The sequence below is a fragment of the Paenibacillus sp. 11B genome, from assembly GCF_030487755.1.
Lineage (GTDB): Bacteria > Bacillota > Bacilli > Paenibacillales > Paenibacillaceae > Paenibacillus > Paenibacillus vandeheii.
The window spans coordinates 55,386-73,101 of record NZ_JAUKNS010000001.1 but is presented as its reverse complement, the minus strand read 5'-3'; the positions used below and the strand labels follow the sequence as shown (position 1 = coordinate 73,101).

At 44.6% G+C, this 17,716-nt stretch carries 9 protein-coding genes; 8 read left to right on the top strand and 1 reads right to left on the bottom strand.

Annotation, left to right across the window (positions count from 1 at the left end):
- The first annotated feature begins 250 nt into the window (after window positions 1-250).
- The 8 genes from Q0V21_RS00300 (at window position 251) to Q0V21_RS00265 (ending at window position 16,056) form a co-directional block, all read left to right on the top strand.
- On the top strand, window positions 251-1,198 hold the full coding sequence (locus Q0V21_RS00300; protein ID WP_079345219.1) for an ABC transporter permease: 948 nt from the start codon (window positions 251-253) through the stop codon (window positions 1,196-1,198).
- Window positions 1,199-1,211: 13 nt separating this feature from the next.
- Window positions 1,212-2,081: a carbohydrate ABC transporter permease gene (locus tag Q0V21_RS00295; protein WP_285075529.1), complete on the top strand. Its 870-nt coding sequence runs from the start codon at window positions 1,212-1,214 to the stop codon at window positions 2,079-2,081.
- Between the two features lie 65 nt (window positions 2,082-2,146).
- Window positions 2,147-3,733 carry an extracellular solute-binding protein gene (locus Q0V21_RS00290; protein ID WP_301877038.1) on the top strand — a complete coding sequence of 529 codons (1,587 nt, stop codon included), beginning with the start codon at window positions 2,147-2,149 and terminating at the stop codon, window positions 3,731-3,733.
- Between the two features lie 166 nt (window positions 3,734-3,899).
- Window positions 3,900-5,567: a sensor histidine kinase gene (locus Q0V21_RS00285; RefSeq protein WP_301877037.1), complete on the top strand. Its 1,668-nt coding sequence runs from the start codon at window positions 3,900-3,902 to the stop codon at window positions 5,565-5,567.
- Entirely contained in the window at window positions 5,567-7,189 is a 1,623-nt protein-coding gene (locus Q0V21_RS00280) for a response regulator transcription factor (protein ID WP_301877035.1), read from the top strand. Before Q0V21_RS00285 ends, Q0V21_RS00280 begins: the two co-directional genes overlap by 1 nt.
- A 99-nt stretch (window positions 7,190-7,288) precedes the next feature.
- On the top strand, window positions 7,289-9,505 hold the full coding sequence (locus Q0V21_RS00275) for an FAD-dependent oxidoreductase (protein WP_301877033.1): 2,217 nt from the start codon (window positions 7,289-7,291) through the stop codon (window positions 9,503-9,505).
- Between the two features lie 17 nt (window positions 9,506-9,522).
- Window positions 9,523-10,731, top strand: coding sequence for an SGNH/GDSL hydrolase family protein (locus Q0V21_RS00270; RefSeq protein WP_301877032.1), 1,209 nt, complete (start codon window positions 9,523-9,525; stop codon window positions 10,729-10,731).
- Window positions 10,732-10,992: 261 nt separating this feature from the next.
- Window positions 10,993-16,056 carry a golvesin C-terminal-like domain-containing protein gene (locus tag Q0V21_RS00265; protein ID WP_301877031.1) on the top strand — a complete coding sequence of 1,688 codons (5,064 nt, stop codon included), beginning with the start codon at window positions 10,993-10,995 and terminating at the stop codon, window positions 16,054-16,056.
- A gap of 155 nt (window positions 16,057-16,211) precedes the next feature.
- Here the strand turns inward: Q0V21_RS00265 and Q0V21_RS00260 are convergent, their stop codons facing one another.
- A complete protein-coding gene (locus Q0V21_RS00260; RefSeq protein WP_301877029.1) occupies window positions 16,212-17,708 on the bottom strand; it encodes an amidohydrolase family protein in 1,497 nt (498 codons plus the stop codon).
- Window positions 17,709-17,716: the final 8 nt, after the last annotated feature.

The window sequence follows — 17,716 nt, the reverse complement described above, 5'->3', positions numbered from 1 at the left end:
AAGTACTAAACCAGGCAACGATGATTTTTTTGTTTTTTTTAAAATTTTTATCAACCTGAATCTTAACTATCCAAGAAGGTTAGTTTTTGCGGTACAAGTCCAAGATAGGCTATTTATCAACTGTTCGGCACTGACCACAATAGGGGACGGTAAACTTACTTAATATCTTGTAAGAAATTCTTGAAATTTCAGAAATTTATCCGATAGGGGGGTGCTAATATACAAATACAAACAAAGACGAGGTGATGATATGCAAGCGAAATTGGCAGCGGACGCCATTCCCCTCTCCAAAAAGCGGAAGTCATGGATAAGGACGATCCAAAAATATAAAGTGATGTATGCTCTCTTATTACCGGCCTTAATTTACTTTGCCGTATTCAAATACATTCCTATGGCGGGAATATTGATTGCTTTTAAAAACTACAACCTGGCTTTGGGAGTATGGGATAGCCCGTGGGTGGGATTCAAAAATTTTACGGATTTTATGAACGGCGTTTATTTCTGGGACATCATGAAAAATACGATTGTTATATCGCTCTATAAGTTATTGTTCGGTTTCTCCGCTCCCATCTTACTTGCTTTACTGCTCAATGAAGTTCATACCCAATGGTTTAAGAAAATCGTACAAACCATTACTTATTTACCCCACTTTCTATCTTGGGTCATTGTATATGGATTGATGGTAGCATTATTAGCTCCAGGCGATGGCCTTTTTAATATGATTTTGAAAGAAAGTGGTTTTCAGCCCATCTCATTTCTAACGGAGCCTGCTTGGGGAAGACTGCTGGTCATCGCATCTGAAATATGGAAGGACATAGGATGGGGAGCGATACTGTACCTCGCCGCATTAGCAGGCATTGATCCAAGCTTATATGAAGCAGCTCGAATGGATGGCGCTTCCAAATGGAGACAACTCTGGCATATCACTTTACCAGGGATTCGAGGAGTCATTATTCTGATGCTGATCCTTAAATTAAGCCATATTCTAGATGCTGGCTTTGACCAAATATTCATGTTTGCCAACACCTTTAATCAGGAGAAGATCGACATTATCGACACATGGGTATACCGTGAAGGGTTGGAGCGTCTTAAGATTGGCTTGGCTACTGCCGTAGGATTGTTCAAAGCTGTCATTGGATTTGGTTTAGTTTTGGCAGCAAATAAGCTCGCCAAAAAATTCGATGGGCAAATTTGGTGAGGTGGTTTTTAAAATGATCAATTTGACAATCGGGGAAAAAGTCTGGCAATCCGTCGTTTATGTTATTCTAATTTTTTTATCACTACTTTGCTTACTACCCTTTCTGTATGTGATTGCTGTCTCAGTGACGCCAGAATCGGAAGTGTTAAGAAGAGGGATCGTTATTATACCAGAATCTTTTACCTTTCTGGCCTATAAAGAAGTATTCATCTCTCATGGGATCTGGCAGGCGTATAAAATTACGTTGTTTCGAACGATTGTAGGCACAATGCTTAATGTGCTTTTTACGGTCTTAGCAGCTTATCCGTTATCCAAAAAATATTTGCCGGGACGCAGTCCGTTTTTACTATTCATTGTGTTTACCATGATGTTTAGTGGGGGGTTAATTCCGACTTATCTGCTAATTCGCTCTCTGGGGCTGCTAAACAGTCCGTGGGTATTGATTATTCCAAATCTGATTAGTGCATTCAATCTGGTGATCATTAAAGGCTTTTTCGAGCAATTGCCTGGCGAAATCGAGGAATCAGCGAGGGTTGACGGTGCCAGTGAACTTCAATCGTTATGGCGGATCATTTTACCACTGTCTTTGCCGGTCATTTCCACCATTTCTTTATTTTACGCAGTGGGACATTGGAACAGTTATTTTGATGCCATTGTTTATATCAATGATTCCAACTTCATGCCGCTTCAAGTCGTCTTGCGCAACATCCTGCTTAACGTCGCAACACAAAGCGCTGAGTCGCTCGCCAATTCCGGAGCTGTAAGTACGTTTGCTGTGCAGATGGCTACAGTTGTTGTGACTACGATTCCGATTTTGATCGTTTACCCATTTTTACAAAAGCATTTTACCAAAGGTGTGCTCTTGGGATCCGTTAAGGGTTAAAAGGTGTTCCAACCTAACTTATTACGGTGAAACCGTGATAATATACAAGCAAAGGAGAGGTCAATATGCAGCGTAAAAAGATTTCATTTGCTATTCTGTCGGCAATCTTAGGACTGGGAACGCTATTGTCAGGATGTGGGGGAAATGAAGAAGTTACATCGACAACTTCGAGTAATTCGCAAGGGCAGTCTGGCCAGTTTGCAACCAAAATGAAAATCTCAATGTTTAACCAAGGCACTTTCAACGCTGCCGCTCCGGTACCTCCACGTGATGAAGATGTTCAACGCCAAATGTTGGAAAAAGAGATGAACATCGACTTGGATATGATGATTCCTCAAGCTGGGCAAGCAACAACCAAACTGAATACGCTCATTGCAGGCGGAGATATTCCAGATTTGATCTTCTTGAAGAGTCGGGCTGATCTTGCGCAATATTACGACCAAGGCGTTCTTGTGGATTTGACACCGTATCTGGATCAATTCCCTGAATTGCAGAAACGGTTTGGCAACGACTCTTGGGAGGCAATGTCCTATCAAGGAAAAACGATCGGAGTTCCAGGCTATGATAATGTTAACGGTATCAGCCGAAGCTTTTTCATTCGCAATGATTGGCTGAAAAAGCTGAATATGGAAGTGCCGACGACACCGGATGAGCTGTTCGAAGTTATGAAAGCCTTTACAGAGAAAGACCCGGACGGTAATGGCAAAAACGATACGTACGGATTCATCGGCGGTATGAACAAAGAAGGCAATCTGCAAACCTACGGCTTCGATAGCTTGATGTGGATGTTTGGCGTCAATCCTCCTTCGGCCATTGAAATAAAAGATAATGAACCGATATTCCTGTTTATCGATCCCAAAATGAAAGAGGCGCTTGCTTACATTAACAAAATGATGGCAGCCAAAGTGGTAGACCCAGACTGGGTGACGATGAATTCGCCTGATCTTTTGGACCAAAAGATGTTTAAAGGTAAAGTTGGCTTCATGATCAGAGATGCCCGCAGGCTGGAGCCGGATTATCAGCAGAAAATGAAAGAAATTAGTGGCGAGGTGCCGGAATGGATCGTCATTCCTCCGATGAAAGGTCCTTATGGTGATCAAATTGTAGAGAGAAAATCATTCCAAGGCAATTCATGGGCCATTTCCGCGAAAGCGGATAAGGACAAAATCATTCGAATCTTGTCCATGCTGAATTATCTCTTTACAGACGAAGAAGCTTATCCGAATTTTGCATACGGAATTAAAGGTATTCATTGGGATGTAGTGGACGGCAAGATCAAAAATAAAACCTCCGAGTTATCGAAGGAAATGAAAGAGAAGTACCTGTGGGTCGATCATTACAGAATGCCACGCCGTGGTGATGATGCGGAGTACTTCAGCTTCCAGAATCCGAAGACAGCGGAAGCGTTCAAGGACAATCAGCAATATGTAGGGCCAACGTTGCCCGGAAATTTATTGACCCCAGACCCCAGCGATACCTTGGATGCTGACCGCACACGTTTCATTAATGAAAGTTTAGTTAAATTTATGACGGGCAAAGAGCCTCTTTCCAACTGGGACAATTTCCTCCAAACGTTGGATACCAAGTTTGACATGCAGAAATATAAGGAAACAGCAATCAAACAATTTAAAGAAGCCGGCCTTATCAAGTAAAATAAATAAACGAAGAGAGTGGCTATTCGTAGCCCCTCTCTTTATTAGCATATGCTATTCTTAGTTTAAAACGGAACTAAAAGGAAGATGATCGATGCGAAGAAGAATCAGCTTGCCTTTAAAATTATTTTTGATCGTGTTTGCATTTGTATTAGGGTGCATCATCTTGATAAGCCAATTGTCTTATCGCTATGTCCAAAAGGAAATAAGAACCAATGACATTTTTTACACTAACCAAATCCTTAACAAGGTAGACCAGTACTTCACTGTTAATTTTTCCTCCTTCCAGACGATTCTCTTCTCAGTCGAAACATCCGTGAAAGCCAATATTGACAATACGGAAGTGATTAAAAAACAATTAAGAGAACTGTATGAACTCAATAGTAATTACGTCAGTAATATTTATTTGATCAAAAGCGATTTATCCATTCTAGGTGGAAGTACAGCTACTCGAATATTCGATGAACCTTTATCTGAAAGAGAACCTTTGTTTGATGCGGCCGACAAGAACAGAAGGACTACCTTTGTTAGTGAACCTTACAAATCGAAGTATTCCGGCTGGACCGTTACGATGGTTCGATATCTGAACGGTGCTCCGTTTCCTATGGCCATTGCGGTTGACTTGGATCTAAATGCTATTGAAGAAACCTTGTTCAAGATTAATAAACAAGAACAAATGAATCTGGCTCTGATCACAGCGTCAGGTAAAATCATTGCCGGATTTTCTGGAAATAAAGGACTACTGAATATTCAAGATCATACGTTTTCGATCGGGGAAACGTCAGCGGAACAAATCCTGGATACGACAGAAACAAGTCTTCAACTGCATACCATGGATGGCATTCCGGTCTCCCTTCTGAAAAAACCGACGGAGAAATTCAACTGGACCATCATCTCAATCAATGATGATTCACGCTTGAAAGCCGCTTTATCCAGATTGGAAATCTATTATATTGAGCTTCTAGCTGCAGGTCTTCTCTTAAGTTTGTTCATTTCTTTTTTGGTTGCCAAATATATAAGGAAACCACTCTATACACTCAAAACAAAAATGAAGCAAGTGGAGCAAGGCTTACTCACAACGACAATTACGATTAATCGAAACGATGAGTTTGGAGATCTTTCACGAGCATTCGATCGTATGCTGCAGCAAATTGTGGAACTGATTCGGCGAGCGGAACTTCATAATGAGCTTGAGCGGAAGTTGGAAATCCAGGTGCTGCAGTCTCAAATTAATCCTCATTTTCTGTATAACACACTGGGTTCGATCAGCAACGTTATACGTCTCGGACAAATAGAGAAAGTAGATGTGGTAATCGGATCGCTCATTTCATTATTGGAATACGGGATAGACGATGCTTCAGAGAAGGTTTCCTTACGTCAGGAACTACGCAATGTAGCGGATTATATCGAGATCCAGAACATTCGGTATAACCGAAACTTCCACTTGATTGAACATATCGAAGCAGGGTTAATGGATTTCCCTGTTTTTCGAATGCTGCTGCAGCCGCTTGTAGAGAATAGCATCTTCCATGGTTATAACGGAGGGGCAATTGAGGGGCCTATTACGATTCATGCGTACAGGGAGGACGGTATTGTCATCATAGAAGTTGTTGATCAAGGCGAGGGAATTCCAGCTGATAAAATAAAGCATATTTTAATCTCAGAACCGAGTGAAATGGAAGTAAAAAGGAAAAGAATCGGGCTAAATAATATTCATGGCCGAATAAGACTTCACTACGGAGATCAATTCGGACTGCAAATCATTAGCATACCTAAGGAAATAACCCGTGTGCGCGCTTTATTCCCGGCAGAATTGCAAAAAGGAGATTCATAATGGTGAGAGACTATACCTGCTTCATTGTTGACGATGAAGACCTGATCATTCAAAGATTGGAATTGTTTTTTAATGAACTCTCTCATAGGGATAAGCGATTTGTTCTAGTGGGCAAAGCGAATAATGGGCTGAATGGGATCGAGGAGATTTTAAGACTTAAGCCGGACATCGTCATATCCGATATCGTTATGCCGCGAATGGACGGAATCTCCATGATTGAGCAGCTCAAGGCGGAGCTCCCCCATACCCAATACATACTTTTGACCGCCTATTCATCCTTTGAATACGCCCAGCGAGCTATTCAAGCCAACGTATTGGAGTACATTGTAAAGGTTCCGCTGAGGGAAACGGATTTGAATCGAGCTTTGGATAAGGCAGCCGGAATATTAAATGAGTTTAAGAAAAAAGAAGCGGAATTTCAATCGTTAAACGTATCCGTGCTTGAAAATAAATATAGAGTGCGCAAGCAATTTTTTAACGAACTGATCAGAGGCGAAATTCCTTCTCATCGGGCATCGGATTTTGCTAATCGCATGCAGTTTCATTTCTTTCAAGCCAACTATTGCTGCTTCATCGTCGAAATGAATACGTATGAAAGTTTCCGAAACGAATACACTGCCGCAGATCAAAGCATCTTGAAATATGCGATTACGAATATCATCGAAGAAACGGTGATGAATGGTGGTAGTGGGGTAGCTGCGGATCTTTCCGATAATCGTTTTATTGGCTTTTTATCCTGGGAAAATAACCGCAGTGATATGGAAACGGAATATGCTTGCCTATCCTTGGGAGGGCAGATCGTCTCTCATTTGCATCAATATTTGAATCAAAGGGTATCTGTCGCTTTCGGTGGTCCACACCGAGGCTGGGAATCGATCAAACAGGCGTACACGGAAGCTAAAAATGTGAGTGAGGATTTCTATTATCATACCGAGAAAGTAGTAAAAACACCGATGCATCGGTTCCAATACCATAATGACAAAAAAGCAGACTTTCAGCAAAAGCTGGCTGATTTTCTTATGCGGCTGAAAAGGAAGATTTCCAAGGAAGAGCTGGAGAATGCACTTGCCGATCTGAACCAATTTGTTACGGACCATAAAATCCACAAGTCTATCATGGCTCCAATGATTAGAGACTTGTACAGAGACATTACCGTAAAGTTTAAATCAGGGAATAAGATGGCCACGGAAGTTTCGGACTTCCCCATGGAATTTATGGTTTTTCAGGAGCAGCTCTCCTATATTGGCGACTTCACCTTCGAATACGTACACGCGGGCCAACTATTACATCGTGCAGAGATCATGAGTGCTATGCATTTTATAGAGAAAAACCTGAAACAACGCTTAACGTTGGAGGCAATTGCGGAGGAAGTGAATCTAGCGCCATCGTATTTTAGCAGCTTATTCAAAAAAACAATGAACGAAGGCGTGATCAGCTATATCAACCGTAAAAAAATCCATCTCGCTCTCGAGTTGTTAAACGTCCGGGATTATTCTTTATTGGAATTGTGCGAGGAAGTAGGCATCGTCAATGAAGGTTACTTTTGCAAACTGTTTAAAGAATATACGGGTGATACGCCTAAGCAATATCGGATAAAAATGACACGGTACGAATCCAAATAAGGATGCAAAAAATGTATGATTTTTTCGCGAAATCCTGTAAAAAAAAAAGGGCCAAAACCATTACCATGATAGAAGCATCTAATCATGGAGGTTATCAAAATGGAGCTTATGAAAGCAGATGTAACCGTCGTAGGTGGAGGTATTGCAGGGATATGCGCTGCCATTGCAGCTGCACGCCAAGGTCTGCAGGTTTCACTTATTAATGATCGGCCGGTGCTTGGGGGAAATGCGAGCAGCGAGGTGAGAGTTCATATCAACGGGTCGGCATATCTCGGAAACAGTCCATCCTATTATGCCCGCGAGGGCGGGTTGGTAGAAGAACTCAAGCTGAAGATCTTTCATTATAATCCGTTATACAACAAGAAGCTTATGCTTTCGCTTTCGGATACGGTCTTGCTCGACATGGTTTATGATGAGCCTAACATTTCTCTATTTCTGAATACATGTGTACATGAAACGGGCATGGAGAACGGCAGAATTAAATGGGTGGAAGGCCTTCAATTAGCTTCCGAAAGAAAATTTCGTTTTGAAAGCCCAACCTATATCGATTGCTCCGGCGATGGAATTGTTGGATACCAAGCAGGTGCTCACTTCCGATGGGGAAGAGAGGCGAAGCATGAATACAACGAGGAGCTCGCTCCAGAAGTGGCGGATCATTACACTATGGGCGATACGATTCTGTTTCAAGCCCGTGACGTAAACTATTCCGTTCCTTACAAAAGACCAGGCTTTGCGTATGACATTACGAAGCTGGAATTTTTCGATAGTATCAGAAAAGGCTTAAACCATCGGTCTTTTCCAAGGAAAATCAACGGGCTGGGCGGATTGTGGTGGCTGGAATACGGCGGACATATGGATATTATCAAGAATAATGAAGACATCGCATTGGAACTGCGAAAATTGGTGTATGGGATATGGGATTATATCAAAAATAGCGGCGAGTTTGATGATGTGGATAATCTCATCTTGGATTATGTATGCCCAATTCCCGGTAAGCGGGAGTCGAGGCGGTTTATCGGGGAGCACATGCTGTCTCAGAACGATCTTACAGGAAAGCCGCATTTCGAAGATGCGGTATCCGTCGGGGGCTGGTATATGGATCTGCATGCGAACAAAGGCATCTACGATGAAGGGCCTGCTACAGCGTGGAATTTCGTGCCCGGATTGTATAATATCCCTTTCCGCAGCTTATTTTCACGCAACATTCCTAATCTGATGTTCGCTGGCCGCAATATAAGCGCTACCCATGTGGCTTTCGGTTCTACAAGGGTCATGGCAACCTGCGGTTGTATGGGGCAGGCGGTAGGAACGGCTGCGGCGTTATGCTTGAAATATGAGACAGACCCCGCGTCCATAGTCAAAGAGCATATGGGTGAGCTTCAAAAGCAGCTGCTTCGTGACGGGCAAACGATTGTAGGGCTTCAGGAGCAGTTGGAACCTTATTTCGCTGACGGATTAACGATTCGTGCCTCGTCTCAGCGCAGCTATGATAATCCTGAGCCAACTGAAGAGATCTCCTTGGAGAAAGCGTTATGTTTGGTCTTGCCAATTCAGACATCGGTGGCTGAAAGCGTGCGAATCAAAATTAAAAACAGGTCCGAGCATGCGGAAACGTTGCATGTAAAGCTGTTTGGCGGGGAGCGGAAGGAAAACTATATTCCCACCAGCGAGCTGAAAGACTATCACTTGCTTATTTCAGCGGGCCATGATGACTGGATTACGCTGGACCTGGGCTGCGAGAAGCCGGCTGACGACAAAATCTACATCGTTTTGGAAGGCCCGGCGAGCCTTGCCGTACATGGCAATGAAGAGAAGTTGACAGGAGCGGTCAGCTTCCATTATAGACCAGAAGTGCCTTCCAGGTTGAAGAAGCTTAATAAAAGCATTTGTTTCAAAGACCTATTGCCATCTCAAAATATGTATTATCCTGAGAGTGTCGTCAACGGCTTCTCCAGACCTTATGGTCTGCCGAACGGCTGGATTTCTGAACGCACGGAAGGGCAGGAATGGTTGGAATTTGGTTTTGCAAGCCCCAAAAATGTAGACGAAATCCATCTTGTCCTTAATTCGCAGCTGAATTTGGAGCATTTTGACGATCCGATCGAGCCACTTATCCAAGATTATGATGTGACCTTAACCTTAGAAGATGGAAGCGAGAGTGAAATTAATATCCGTGGTAATTATCTTTCGTTGAATAAACATCAGGTGCATGCAAAAGGGGTAACCCGAATCCGGTTTGATTTCTCTGCAACGTATGGTTCGCCTTATTATGAAGTGTTTGCTGTAAAATTTTTTGCTCCTAAAAACGCTAAGTGAGGGCGGGTGAAGTCGCGATGAAGGATTATTTCCCTCGAAGAGGGCTGCCTAATGTCATTCAGAAGTTGGAAAATGGGGAAACCGTAACAATCGTCTATTTTGGCGGCAGTAATACGCGTTCTGAAGGATACAGGGTCATGACAGCGGATTGGCTGCGAGGGCAATATCCCGATGCAGATATCCGCTCTGTGAATGCAGGCATTGATGGGACAGGATCGGACCTCGGCTGCGCCCGTTTGGAGACAGATGTACTGAGTCATCAGCCTGATCTCGTATTTGTTGAATTTGTTGGAAACGATGGGGGAGTTCCCGAATCCAAAGCGCGAATCGAAGGAATTGTCCGACAGATCCGCAAGCGGAGCCGTTTTACGGATATCCTGTTTGTATATACGGTTAAGGAGCGGGATTTGACCTCATTTCAATCCGGCGAATACCAGAAGGGAGCTCTTATGCAAGATGAAGTCGCCGACTATTATGGTATTCCTTCGATTCATCTGGGTGTAGCGGTCAGTCAATTGGTTTCAGATGGAAAGCTTATTTTTACTTCAAGGGAAGACGTGTCCATCCCCGGAGCCGTTATTTTTACACATGATTCCATCCATCCAACGATTCCCGAAGGACATCAGATTTACACAGATACAATCACACGGTCGTTTGAGAAAATGAAAGAACTTCGAGATCACGTGGGAAAGGTCGAACATCACTTGCAGCAGGACCCTTTGGTCCCGGCCAATCCTTGGGAGTATGCAACCATACTGCCACTGGATATTTTTACTCATTTTTCCGCAGGTTGGTCTTACATGACCCCTGATGATTTTCCTTTAGTGCGTGAGTACGATTGGTTGTTCCCCGGTCTATGGCGAGCAGTCGATCCCGGAGAGACGATCACAGTGGAATTTGAGGGAACCCACATCGGATTATTCGATATCGGGGGGCCGGATTCCGGCAGATTGAAGGTGTCGGTGGATGGAGGGGAACCCTTCCTTATTGATCGATTCACACCATATAACGATCATAATCGCAATCAGTATGTTTTCTTACCGGAGCTACCAAATGGGAAACATACCATTCGTTTCGAAGTTGACCACGAGAAGACAGATAAAGCGGCCGTTTTTGAGGCAGCCGGCAATGAAAGAAGTATGGAGCATGTTCGGCAGCATCCAACTTGGTATGATCAAACGGTCATTCAGCTTGGGAAATTGCTATTGGTGCAGCCGCCATTATAATGAATTAGTCCACTTGGAAAACCTATATTCTATCTGAATGCAACTGAGCAATCAATTAGGATGTAGGTTTCTTTTTTTACTTAAAATCTTATAAAAAATTGTTAAAATGAAAGAAATTTCACTGTGATGTGACATGCTAAGATAGAAACGATAGAGCGGGATTAGCCAGAAGGCTAGGTTTATTGCTTTTTTACGATCATTTGAGCAAAGGGACATCTTTTTTTGGAAGCGTTATCATTAATAGGAGAGGCTGTGAGTTGTATGGTTAAAAGGAGGCTGTTTTTCTCAATCGTTTACATGTTGACGATCGTAGTTCCTTTAAGCCTGGCTGGAATAAGGGCTGCTTATGCGGAGACCTTACCTTATCAAACGATTATCATCGATGACGGAAGTATCAAAATCAATGATGTTGTGACACTGGATCCAGATAACGAGAACAATGGATATTCGGCTCCAAATTGGACCACAAGCACAGGGGTAAAGGGGTATGACAATTCCAGCTCCAAATATACGAGTACAGCAGGCAGAACGATAACATGGAATCCACGCTTGGAAGCAGGAACCGCGAAAATATCGTTCTATAAGCTGGATTGGGCGGATAAAGCAGATAGTAATGTAAAAATTGAGATTGTTCATAATGGAACGACGGATGTAGTCTTTATGGATCTAAGACCATCATCTGGCGCTCCAGCAGGTTGGGTTGATTTGGGAGAGTACTATCTTTCCGGGGTTGGTGAAGAATTCGTTAAATTGACCCGCTCTACCAGCACCTCGAACACGATCCTTACGCGCGCTGATGCGGTCAAGTTCGAAGGGAATATAAGGCAGAAAGAGCCACATAAGACGATCATCATTGATGATGGAAGCCTTACGATTGATAATGTCGTTACTGTTGATTCGGGCAATGCCAGTAACGGATTCTCCGCTCCTTATTGGAACACAAGTACGGGAGTGAAGGGATACAATAATTCCAGTTCCAAATATACGGACGCCGTAGGCAGAAGCATCACATGGAATCCGCGTTTGGAAGCAGGGAAGGCGAGAATATCGTTCTATAAGCTGGATTGGGCGGATAAAGCAGATAGTAATGTAAAAATTGAGATTGTTCACAACGGGGTTACGGATGTCATGTTTATGGATCTGAGACCTTCGTCGGGCCCATCTGTCGGATGGGTGGATTTGGGGGAGTATGAGTTTAGTGGTGATGATACCGAATTTGTCAGGCTGACTCGAACTCAACCTACGACGGGCAAGATTATTACCCGGGCTGATGCGGTCAAGTTCGAAGGAAATATCCGGCAGCAAGCACCACCATTGCCTCCGCTGCGCAGCCGCACATTAGAGAATCTCAGTTACACAGAAAAAGGCAGCATCGAAAATGAAAACTATAAAGCGACCTTCTATGAGGCAGAATGGGATGGGGGCAAATCCATCGTTCGTGACATGTTCTACAAGAACACGGACACAGGAAACTGGATGCCCATAAATAGTGTGTCGGAAAGACTTGAGGAGCAATGGGTTTTATTGGATGGGAATGCGGGGAGCCTAACCAATTACTACGATACGATGAACAAACGCTGGATTACATTCGACGGAATTCATTTTCCCGACAGCCACACAGCGGTATTGACCGATTCTTCGCATGGCAGTGATTACGATTTTGAAGTGAACTGGTCTATGGCAGAGGGCAAACCTGATGTTTCCTTCGCCTTTACACCTCGCCGCGATGGCAATTATGTGATTGGATATCAGTCCTTCACAACAGAGGTCGTCTCGGGCATCAATGAAGTGTTAAGTGGGTTCAGGTCGCACGCAAAAATGGTAGGGACAGTGGAATCAACAAGTTTGAGGGAACTGAGCGCTCCAATGAGTTTGGTTGAGAAGAATGACGGTGCGGGGAATCCTTTGACGTATGGGGTATTTGTACCATCAGATAAGCTCCCGGTTGAATTTGAACCGACGGGAGGTGTGACGAAACAACGACTGGGCATGAGCTTGGTCAATAACGAAGGCAGCGTGCAGCCGATCCTGTATGCCCCTCAACTGGGGACATATTCGCAAATGACCGCAGAGAGCACCTACCAATTTCATATAGGGTTAATCGCTCAACACAGCAAACTTTATGAGTCCTACGCGAATATTCTTCGCAGTGAGTATGGATATTCGGCATACCGGGAAAATGTCTCCGAGCAATCGCTTACTGACGCGATGTTCAATATGATTGATGTGCTTAAGATAGAGCCGCAAGGGGACGACTCTGTTGATTATGTCCCGTCACCCAGCGGGTGGTGGAGCCGAGCCAAGGGTTTTATTGATATCGAAAACGAGGATAGCGTTCGAACAAGCTCGAATGCGGTTCTTCTGGGAGCTTACTATTTGACCGGTGATGACCAGCTTTATGATACGAGAGCATTGCCATCCGTCCAGTATGGCGTTTCGCGAAATGGCATCGGATGGTCGCCGACGAAGAAGAATGTATACGGCGTGCCTTCATTATGGAAAATGGCTGCTCTGCCGTTCGATGTTTCAAGCGTAGCCTCAGTGAATCAGATGATGGGCACTTCGGCAGGAATTGAGGCGATGGCACAGGAAGAGTACCTCGTGCGTGATCCTGACCAGAAAGACCGAGGCCCTGTCATTCAGCCGCTGATGATGTATCGTATGACGGGAGATGCACAGTATTTGCAGGCTGCCAAGGATGCAGCCGATAGCTATATCATGCAGCATATTGATACGCCTGCATCCGTGAATGTGAGTAAAAATGAGTTCATTTATTATTATAGCAAGCTGTGGATGGAGATCTTGGAGCTTTATGAGGAAACTCAGGATCCCAAATACTTGGATGCCGCTTATAAGGAAGCCAAACGGTATGCAACCATGTTCGTTGCTCGTCCAGTTCCTGAAGGGAACGTTACGATTCCGCAGCCTGAGACATATAACTATGCTGAATCTTTCCATTGGCCGGAAAGCGGAAAATTTCAATATCCTAGGCTCAAGCTTCCAGAAGATGTAGCCGGAGGCGTACAAGCGGAACGATGGCTCGTTTCACCAAGCGGATTGACGTTTGAAGCGGGAAGTACAACCGGCTATTATCGGATGAATGCCCAGGAAGCTCCATTCATGCTGAGGTTGTCGCTCTATACAGGTGATAAACTGCTGCAGGATATTGCTCATAATGCGGTTATTGGTCGATATTCCAGTTACCCAGGTTATTACTATAAGGGCTTTGCCGTTAGCCAACTGGAACCCGATTTTCCTTTGGAAGGCCCAAGCGGGGCTACATCCATCTATTATCACCATATCCCGGGGCAGCTCGGGCAAACGATGGATTATCTGATCAGCGAACAAACGTTGAAATCGAACGGGAGTATTTCATTTCCTTCCGTATTCGAAACGAATTTTTTATGGTTCAAGTATCACCTCTATGGGAATAAACCAGGCCAATTTTATGGGAATTCGGATGTTTGGCTTTGGATGCCCAATGGGATTATTCAGACCAACCATCCTCAATTGAACTGGATAACGGGTGAGAGCGGGGATAAATTCTACATCGGGCTAAGCAACGCATCGTCAGAAGAAGTTCAGACTCCGATCGAATTGAATGAACAGATCATTGGGTTCAACCCGGCACAAGATTATAACGTAACGATCATCCGCGATAATGGCACACCAGAACAAGCGGTTATGAGGGGCGGAATCATTCAAGCAACGGTTTCAAGCAAGGGAATCACCGCTATCATTGTAGAGGGACTCGATATTGATGTGCCGCTGCATCAGGTTAGAACGGCTGATCCATCGGATGCAAGCTATTTCTTCGATACCCATAGTCCAATCGATGCGGTTAAAGGCATGCTGATCGTCAAGCCTGACGAAACGGTTTATGATGCTTATGTGCAGGCCAAAACGACGAAACCAGCGACAATCCATTATTCCTTGGATGGCGGAGCTACATATACGACCATCCCAGATACGATATATCCGATGGAATGGTCGATACGGGTGGACGATTTATCCCAAACCTTCACGTATTATGTGGAATCGGAAGGGAAAGAGACCCGCAAGCGGACACTCTATCTGCCCGATCAGGTAACGGAAACTCCAGTCCAACCCGATGGTCCGGATGGTTCATCGATCATTGTGGATAATACGGAGGCGGAGACAGAAGGCGTCTGGATAAGGGATACGACGGCTAACGACTATTACTATGATAACTATGTGTATGCCAAATCGACAGCCGGCACAGCGACAAGCAAAATGAAATGGCGGCCGGAGCTGCCCGAAAGTGTTACTTACAGTGTGTATTACAAGCTTCCGCAAATAACGGCTGCGACTGAAAATTGGGCGACGAATGCCTCATTTACCGTTTATTATAGCGGGGGCTCCGAGACGGTTACCGTTGATGAGACAACGGCCAATGGTACTTGGGTACATCTAGGTGACTATCCTTTTGCGGCAGGTGATAGCGGCTACGTTGAATTAACCAATAAGGCCAACAAGTCAAGGGTCGTTGCCGATGCGATCATGTGGGTGGACCCAAACAGGATACCGCAATTGGAATCTGCGGTAATCCTGTCCGATCGGAACGAGCTTCAGATGACTCAAAACGCACAGCTGAGCGTAACTGGCTATTTGGATAACGGTTTGATTGGTGATCTGACACAGGCCAATGTGCAGTATTTCGTTGACCGTACGGATCTGGCTGAAGTGGATAGCAGCGGTACGTTAACCCTTCTAAAACTTGATGGGGCAACGGATTACATTGAGGTATGGGCCACCGTAACGATTGACGGAGTGACCTTAACAACTCCTACGTTGACCATACCGATCAAGGACCTAACGGTTATCGTCGACAGTACAAATACAACAGGGTTGTACACGACAGAAGGGTCCTGGAACCAAAGCAATCTAGCTGGATACAAAATTGGGGTTAAGTCTCGTTATACTACAGTTCAAGGATCATCAGCAACGTGGAAAGGCCAGTTTCCGGAAGGGAAATATACGGTTTCCATCTTCAAGCTCGTCCATACGACGGCAAACGATAATCATGTCAAAGTGGAGGTGAAGCATAAGACGGGTACCGAGGTGACGTATATCGATGCAACGGTCGGCTCATCGGGTTGGGTTAATCTAGGAACGTTCGACTTTACAGGAGACGGCAGCGAGTATGTTCGTTTAACCAGAGAGACTCCAACAACGGTAGACCCGCCAACGCTTCCTGCCGATATGATCTATACGAGGGTTGATGCAGTTAAGTTCGAACGACATTCCGTGAGTCCAGAGCTTCTTGCAAATGAGGAGCCAGGTGAACCGACAATGTCTGAATAATAGCTGAGCAGGCGAGTCATTGAATTTTTGAATTGCAGAAGACAGCTATATGTAAAATACCAAAAGATCTCTTCACTACTGAAGAGATCTTTTGGTGTACAACAACTTATTTAAAGTCGCTATTTTGCGGCTTTTCGTCCTACTTCAGTTACGCATTAATGATTATGAAGGATGTACTTAGTGTCAGACGAGTCTGATCTTTCCGGTTCTTTCATATCGGCAACCTTCATCACGGGGTATGTTTTAACTGCTTGATCCAAGGTCTTCTTTTCTATAAGTTTTCCGTCCAAGACAACCGCAGAGATGCTTGTTGTGTTTCGAATGTCCTCCAGAGGGTTCTTTTCAAGCAGCACAAGATCGGCGAGCTTTCCTTTTTCTACGGTACCCAGTTCCTGCTCTCTTTCCAAGTATCGTGCAGGATTCAGCGTTGCCGTCTGCAATGCCTGTAGCGGGGACAGGCCGCTTTTCACCAGCAATTCGAGTTCATCATGTAAGGAAACGCCGTATATAAAGTTGGTCATTTCGAAACTGGAATCGGTACCTGCAAGCATAGGCACGCCAGCATCATTCAGCTTTTTGACCATATCTGGCGTTGTAGAATTGATGGCCGTCATTAATTCCGTTTGTTCGGGAGGCGTGGAGCGAATCACTTCGGCCCATTGCTCCTGCACGGCAGTCGGTACATATGTGGACCGCGGATCGATTTCGGTTTTGGCCATATTCAAATAAGTAACCATGGTGGGTACAGGCCAGACTTCCTTTTCTTTGAAAGTGTTAAACAGCTTGTTAGCCTTTACGGAATCATAGGATTGGGAGGCCTCGATCTCTGCCAGCGAATAACCAAGCAAATCGCTCATGTCTGCATGCTGGAAAATATCATCTTCAATGCTCGAAGTGGCAATAAACAAACCGTGCAGATGTTCTATGCTCTTAAACCCCAATTGAACGGCTTCGCTGGCCCGTACCTCTACCGGCAAATGACCAACCACTGGCAAGCCGTACTTCCGGGCTTCATCCATGACCGCCAAAAACAGAGGACGTGGCAACCAAGAGTATACCTTGATATGATCCGCTCCTTTGACCGCATTGAGACGTACGGCTTTGCGTGCTTGTTCCTCTGTTTCCAAGTAGAACATGTGAGGGGCATCGTCAGCTGGACCTCCATTCAGGGTCGAACCCGCATAAACAAGACGTGGGGCCGTCATACCGGATCGAATGCTATTTTTCCATATATCGACGTTTTTCAGAGCTGCCCCCATCTCCCTGACTCCGGTTACTCCGTTAGCCAGAAAAAGCGGGAAGGCGTCTTTATAGTTATCTTCCAAATGGACGTGCATATCCCACAAACCAGGAATGACGTATTGGCCCGTTGCATCACGTACTTGCGCGTAAATGGGAATCGCCGTTTGAGCGCTGTTTCCAATGTGACTAATCTTATTATCCGTAATGATAATCGTCTGATCGTTAGTTAACTTTCCCGACCTTACGTCCACGATTGTTGCATGCTGCAGTACCAATGTCTGCCTAGTCACAGGCTCGATGCTTGCATAACCAGTACCTGCTCCCGTTAATGCAATTAATAATGCGAAGATCCCTAACACCAACAGGGACTTCCTGAAGCTAAGTACGTTTCTCTTCCTTGTTAAACTCATTGTTGTCC